Origin of the sequence: Bacteroides sp. RTP31139st1_H2_RTP31139_211217, assembly GCF_040227615.1 — a bacterium.
In the GTDB taxonomy this organism is placed as follows: domain Bacteria; phylum Bacteroidota; class Bacteroidia; order Bacteroidales; family Bacteroidaceae; genus Bacteroides; species Bacteroides uniformis.
The window spans coordinates 33,429-40,616 of sequence record NZ_JBCNZM010000031.1 but is presented as its reverse complement, the minus strand read 5'-3'; the positions used below and the strand labels follow the sequence as shown (position 1 = coordinate 40,616).

The 7,188-nt window shown below is 44.1% G+C and carries 6 protein-coding genes; all 6 read left to right on the top strand.

Going from position 1 to position 7,188, the window contains the following annotated elements:
- Positions 1–168: 168 nt before the first annotated feature.
- Complete coding sequence (locus ABUA47_RS07415; protein WP_005868833.1) at positions 169–747, top strand: UpxY family transcription antiterminator; 579 nt, start codon at positions 169–171, stop codon at positions 745–747.
- Positions 748–821: 74 nt separating this feature from the next.
- Positions 822–1,943, top strand: a complete 1,122-nt coding sequence (locus ABUA47_RS07410; protein WP_005868835.1) for an MraY family glycosyltransferase — start codon at positions 822–824, stop codon at positions 1,941–1,943.
- A 12-nt stretch (positions 1,944–1,955) separates the two neighbouring features.
- Complete coding sequence (locus tag ABUA47_RS07405; protein ID WP_005868837.1) at positions 1,956–2,747, top strand: polysaccharide biosynthesis/export family protein; 792 nt, start codon at positions 1,956–1,958, stop codon at positions 2,745–2,747.
- Positions 2,748–2,763: 16 nt separating this feature from the next.
- Positions 2,764–5,154: a GumC family protein gene (locus ABUA47_RS07400; protein ID WP_008782414.1), complete on the top strand. Its 2,391-nt coding sequence runs from the start codon at positions 2,764–2,766 to the stop codon at positions 5,152–5,154.
- Positions 5,155–5,241: 87 nt separating this feature from the next.
- A complete protein-coding gene (locus ABUA47_RS07395; protein WP_005868841.1) occupies positions 5,242–5,958 on the top strand; it encodes a tyrosine-protein phosphatase in 717 nt (238 codons plus the stop codon).
- Between the two features lie 238 nt (positions 5,959–6,196).
- Complete coding sequence (locus tag ABUA47_RS07390) at positions 6,197–7,174, top strand: SDR family oxidoreductase (RefSeq protein ID WP_005868843.1); 978 nt, start codon at positions 6,197–6,199, stop codon at positions 7,172–7,174.
- The last annotated feature ends 14 nt before the right edge of the window (positions 7,175–7,188 follow it).

Sequence of the window (7,188 nt, the reverse complement as noted above, 5' to 3'; positions counted from 1 at the left end):
ATTTCTCTTATGGAGAAAAATAGGAATGCGGCAAGATAAAAGACGGCATGAATGGTTGATATGACAGCCAAAAAAGACATAAATTACTATAATACAGACCAATACATAAGTTGGGATGAACTATGGGTATATCTTGACCTGCCGTAATAACTAAAAAACACACGACGAATGAGTACTCCCATAACCACAAGGGAAGATCTAACTAGAATCCAATGGTTCGCCATGAGCGCTTATAAAAACGAGAAAAAGGCGGAAGAGATGCTCAAAGGCAAGGATGGTCTAGAGTATTTCATACCGAAACACTATGCCGTAAGGGTCTATCACGGAGTGAAATCCAAAAGGCTTGTACCAGTCATCCCGAATCTCGTCTTCGTGCATGCTTCCCGAAAACAGATCACGGATTTCAAAAAAAAATATAATTTCTTACAATTCATGATGTGGGAGAAAAGCACGGGACTGAAATATATCGTGGTGCCGGATAAGCAAATGGAGAGCTTTATCAAGATTGCCTCGCAGTATGAAGAAAACACTATTTATTATAAACCGGAAGAGATTGACATACGGAAAGGTACCCACATATGTATTTACGGTGGCAAGTTCAATGGAGTAAAGGGCGTATTCATGCGGGTGAAAGGAAAACGTCGCCGCCGGGTGGTTGTGATGCTTGAAGGGATTATGGGTATATCGGTAGAAGTTCATCCCGATTTGATTGAAGTCATCAATGATTCCGATTGTGACAAATTTTGAGAGATGACACAAAAAGGAGATGATGAAGTTCCCCTTCCTCGTGGCCTTACACAAATAAAATAATATTTGAATATATGTATTTTTGGATTGTAAATTGTTCACTGGCATTTTTGCTTTGTGTTCTCTGTGCGGGTATCGTCATTCCCCAGATTCTGCTAATCGCTTTCCGTAAGAAATTGTTCGACTTTCCCGATGAGCGGAAGGTACATCATTGTGCGGTGCCCCGATTGGGTGGTATCGCATTCAAGCCGGTAGTGTTTTTCACCATAGCCCTGTTGCTAGGAATCAATATGGTGCTGGGACATTCGGAGATATTGTCCGAAATCGGGAACGACGTGTGCTCTTTGGCTTTTGCTTTCTGCTCCATCATGGTACTATATCTGGTTGGCATGGCCGATGACCTGATCGGTATCCGTTATCGTGCCAAGTTTGTCATCCAGATTCTGTGCGGCGTGATGCTTATTGCCGGTGGGGTATATATCAACAACCTATACGGTGTTCTGGGCATCCATGCGGTGCCGTTATGGTTAGGATATCCCCTGACCATCCTGATCGTGGTCTTCATCATCAATGCCATCAACCTGATTGACGGCATTGACGGGCTGGCTTCCGGGCTATGCAGTATCGCCTGCCTATTTTATGGACTGACTTTCTTTATGCTCCATCAGTATGTTTATGCCATGCTGGCGTTTGCCACATTGGGAGTGTTGGTACCATTCTTCTATTACAATGTTTTCGGGAACGCCAAACACGGAAGGAAGATCTTCATGGGCGACACAGGCAGTTTGACCATCGGCATGATGCTCTGTTTCCTCAGTCTCAAACTGACCATGTGCGGACTAGACGATAATACAGGAAATGTACATCCGATGGTGCTGGCCTTCTCACCCTTGCTGGTTCCATGCTGTGACGTGGTCAGGGTTTACCTGCATCGGGTACGCAACGGAAAGAACCCGTTCCTGCCGGACAAGAACCATATCCACCATAAGCTGCTTGCTCTCGGAATAAAGCAGCGCAATACCATGATCATCATTGTTTCCGTGTCAACTATATTCATACTGCTCAATATTCTTCTGTCCCTTTATCTCAATGTGAACTGGATCGTTTTGGGTGATATATTGATATGGACTCTCGCCAACATCAGGCTGACAAAATCTATCGCACAACTTCAATCGGAACAGAAAACCAACAAATAAAAATCAATAAATATGAAAATCAGATACATTTTATCCTTATTAACCGTGGCCTTTCTATTGGGATCATGTGCCACACCGAAAGTCGCTTATTTCACGGACCTGAAACGGGGTACCGCAGAGCAAGTCTTGAACCCGCTGGAAATCCGGATACGTCCAGAAGACAAGATTTCCATACAGGTCAACAGCAAAGACCCCTTATTAATGAACCTTTTCAACCTTCCGATCATATCCCGACAGATTGGTACGACATCAGGTACATCCAATAGTCAGGGAATATCAGGATATACAATAAATAAGGATGGGGATATTGATTTTCCTGTGCTGGGACATATCCATGTGGCAGGAATGACACGCGCGGAGATCGCCTCGTATATAAAAGAGGAATTGGTTTCAAAGAATCTCGTGAAAGACCCCGTTGTTACAGTGGAGTTTATGAACCTGACCGTTTCAGTGTTGGGCGAGGTTGCCACCCCCGGACGTTTCAATATCGAAAAGGACAAGCTGACACTTTTGGAGGCCTTAAGCATGGCCGGGGACCTTACCGTCTATGGGAAACGGGAAAACGTGCTGGTACAACGGGAGGAAAACGGGAAAAAAACCCTGTATCAGGTCAACCTGAATTCGGGATATGACCTTTATGCCTCTCCTGTGTATTATTTGCAGCAGAACGATATCGTTTATGTGGAACCCAACTCAATGAAAGCACGGCAGGCGACCGTCAACGGCAATAACGTCCGCTCAGCCTCTTTCTGGATGTCATTGGCCTCGTTGCTGACGACCATTACCGTGTTGATTGTAAAATAATATAGAATCAGATATGATGACCGTAAATCAAAAGAATATAAAACCGGGGCAGCAGGATGATTTCCTGCGAATACAGGACCTGTTATACCTGTGCCTCGCAAGATGGAAGTGGTTCGTCTTGTCTTTAGCGGTAACGATCGGTGCCGCTACTGCCTATCTGTTACGCACTCCTGCCGTATATACACGTACCGCTTCGGTATTGATCAAAGAGGATTCCAAAGGCAAGTCGGTCTCCTCGGATTTGGAATCCTTCTCGGAGTTCGGGCTGTTTCAATCCGGTACAAATGTGAATAACGAACTCATCACCTTTCGATCACCGTCTTTAATGACCGAAGTGGTTAAACGGTTGCGTCTGGATATGAATTACTTCGTTCGGGGAAAATTCCACCGTCAGGTAGCCTATGGACTGACATTACCGGTGGATGTAACGATAAATGACTTGCCTGAGAATGAATCAGCCGGTTTTACGTTGGAAATACAGCCGGACGGTACGTTATACCTATCCGACTTTATACGTAACGGGACAGATCTTGAAGAAAAGGACGTAAAGGGAAGCTTGCTCGACTCCATCACTACGCCATTGGGAAAAATCATTATCCATACAACACCCAATTACGTGAAAGGCGAGGCATATACATTATATGTAGGCAAATCCAGTCTGTATAACGCCGTCAACTCCTGCTCGTCCAATCTGTCCGTTTCATTGAACAGCGAGAAAGCGTCAGTCATAGACTTGTCATTCAAGGATAACTCCACACAGCGGGCAGAAGATGTATTGAGCATGTTGATTTCCGTTTATAACGAGAATTGGGTGAAGGACAAAAACCAGATCGCTGTCAGCACCTCAATGTTCATCAACGAGCGTCTGGGCGTAATCGAACGGGAACTGGGAAATGTGGACGAGGATATCTCCTCTTACAAGTCAGAACATCTGTTGCCCGACGTGCAGGCGGCATCGAGTATGTATATGGCTCAAAGCAGTGCGGCCAACGCGCAGATCCTGTCCCTGAACAACCAGCTTTATATGACCCGTTACATCCGGAACTATTTAGCCAACGATGCCAACCGTACCCAACTGCTTCCGGCCAACTCCGGCATTGAAAGCGCCAATATTGAATCGCAGATTGCCGAATACAACAAGCAACTGTTGCAGCGCAACAGTCTGGTTGCGAACAGCAGCACGGAAAATCCGCTGGTCGTGGATATGGATCAGGCTCTGGCATCCATGCGTGGGGCGATAATCAGATCTATCGACAATCAGATAGTGACCTTGAATTCGCAGATAAAAAGTTTGCGGCAGACGGAGCAACAGACGACATCACGTATAGCGGCCAACCCAACACAGGCCAAGTACCTGCTTTCGGTGGAGCGCCAACAGAAGGTAAAGGAAGCTCTTTACCTATTCCTGTTGCAAAAGCGTGAAGAGAACGAACTCTCACAGGCGTTCACGGCTTATAATACCCGCATTGTTACCCCGCCACACGGCAGCATGTTGCCGACATCCCCTGTGCATAAAAATATCTTTATGGTCGCATTCGCTCTGGGGCTGCTCATTCCGATAGTCATTATCTTCATGCGCGAGAATATGAATACCCGTGTACGGGGAAGGAAAGACCTGGAAAACCTGACTATACCGTTCATCGGTGAAATTCCGCTGTTCACAAGAAAGAAAAAAGGGATATTAGGAAAGAAACCGCAGGAAGTCAAGGCCGTTATCGTCAAGGAGGGCAACCGTGACATCATCAACGAGGCATTCCGCGTATTGCGTACCAACCTGGAATTTATGACCGGCAAGGACAAGACTTCGAATGTCATCATCATGACCTCATTCAATCCGGGCAGCGGCAAATCGTTTCTGACCATGAACATCGCCGTGAGCCTTGCCATCAAAGGAAAAAAAGTGCTGGTAATCGACGGAGACCTGCGCCACGCCTCTGCATCATCCTATATCGACTCTCCTGACAAGGGATTGAGCGACTATCTGGGAGGTCGTATCGATAATCTGGATGAGATCATCGTACCCGATCCGAAACATAAATCTATGGATATACTACCCGTGGGAACGATTCCTCCTAACCCAACGGAATTATTGTTCGACGAGCGGTTAAAGCAGACAATCGATACTGTAAGGGAGCAATATGACTATGTGCTGATCGACTGTCCGCCCGTTGAACTGGTGGCCGACACGCAAATTATTGAGAAACTGGCCGACCGTACCGTTTTCGTAGTTCGTGCAGGATTACTTGAACGGAGTATGCTTGCTGAATTGGAGAAAATCTACGAGGAGAAAAAATACAAGAACATGTCCCTGATCTTGAACGGGACCGAGGGAAGTGGCGGTCGCTATGGATACCGTTATGGCTATCGATATGGTTATCACTACGGTTACGGCTCAGGATACCACTAAGGTTCCGACGGAAAACAGGGTGGGGATAAATGGATGATTATTAATTAAAAAAAATAAAATGTTTTATATAAAAATACTCGTATCATTGTGTGGCCATTCAGGAAACGTATATCGCTGAAAGATAGCGGTATATTCAAGAATTTTACCGACTGTCACTCGCACATTCTGCCGGGTGTGGACGACGGTGTGCAGACGATGGAAGAAGCATTGGAAATACTGCGCCTGTATGAAGAGTTGGGCATAAAATCCGTATGGCTTACACCGCATATCATGGAAGATATGCCCAACACCACACTGCACCTCCGGGAGCGTTACGCTGAACTTCAAGCCACCTATAGCGGTCCGATAAAACTGCATCTGGCCTCAGAGAACATGCTTGACAACCTCTTCGAGGAACGGTTGGAAAAGAACGATCTGCTGCCCTTGGGTGAAAGCGGTGACCATCTACTGGTGGAAACCTCCTACTTTAACCCTCCGATGGGATTGAACAACATTCTGCTCCGCATCAAGGCTAAAGGCTATTATCCCATTCTTGCCCATCCGGAACGGTATGTTTATATGGGTGAGTCGGATTATCAACAATTAAAAGACATGGGAGTGAAGTTTCAGTTCAATCTTCCGTCAATAGCGGGTATGTATGGCAACCGGATTAAGAAAAAAGCCATGCTGCTATTAAAAGAAAAGGCTATTACTCATATAGGAACGGACATTCACAATTACAATATATTTCAAAAGTTCATTTGTACGAGTATTACAAAAAATATACAAAACTGTTTAATTGATAGTCAGACTGTTATAGTTTAAATAGATTATAATTATCGGTTATTAAGACCTGTAGATTCTGTTTAACTTTTTCTCTCTAGGTGGATTTGCATAAAATACATACAAAAAAATCCAACAGGCTGGAATTCAATGGAAATTGTAACAATCGACTTGGAGCAGATACACACAATCTCTCTTTTATCCAAACCAGTCTTAAAATAAATCATTACACCCCTATCAAGCAATAGGCTTGCAACTTCAACATAAAACAACAATCCATATGTCATTAACAAAAGTTTTAGTTACTGGTGGAGCGGGATTCATCGGCTCCAATTTATGTGAGTATTTATTGGCTCACGACTATGATGTAATCTGTTTGGATAATTTTTCCACAGGTAAACCTGAAAACATTTTTCCATTTCTACAACGATATCCGAATAAGTTTAAACTTATCGTAGGAGATATACGGAATCTGAACGATTGTAAGAAAGCTGTAGAAAATGTAGATTACGTTATGCATGAAGGAGCATTAGGCTCAGTTCCACGTTCTATCAAAGATCCTATAACTACAAATGAAACTAATATATCGGGATTCTTAAATATGCTGACAGCCGCTCGCGATGCCAATGTAAAGCGTTTTATATATGCAGCAAGTTCTTCTACATATGGAGACAGTCAGTCTCTTCCCAAAGTAGAAGATGTGATTGGTAAACCGCTTTCGCCTTATGCCATAACAAAGTATGTAAACGAGCTTTACGCCGATGTGTTTGCCAAAACCTATGGAATGGAATGTATCGGCTTACGATATTTCAATGTTTTCGGTCGTCGTCAAGATCCATTCGGGGCATATGCTGCGGTGATTCCTTTGTTCGTTAAGAAATTCATGGCTCATGAGAGTCCTGTCATTAACGGAGATGGTGAATATAGCCGCGATTTTACTTATATAGACAATGTGATTCAAATGAACATGCTGGCTATGACCACGACAAATCCGAATGCAACCAACCAAGTATACAATACTGCTTTCGGAGAACGCACCACATTAAACCAGTTGGTCGGTTACTTGAAAGAATTTTTGAGTGAATTTGACCCCGAAATTGCCAACGTGAAAATAATTCATGGTCCCAACCGCTTGGGGGATATTCCCCATTCCTTGGCATGTATTGATAAAGCAAAATCCCTTTTAGGTTACAATCCTCAATACAGTATGCGTGACGGTTTGAAAGAGGCTGTCAAATGGTATTGGAAGAATATTTAAAGTAATAATAACAG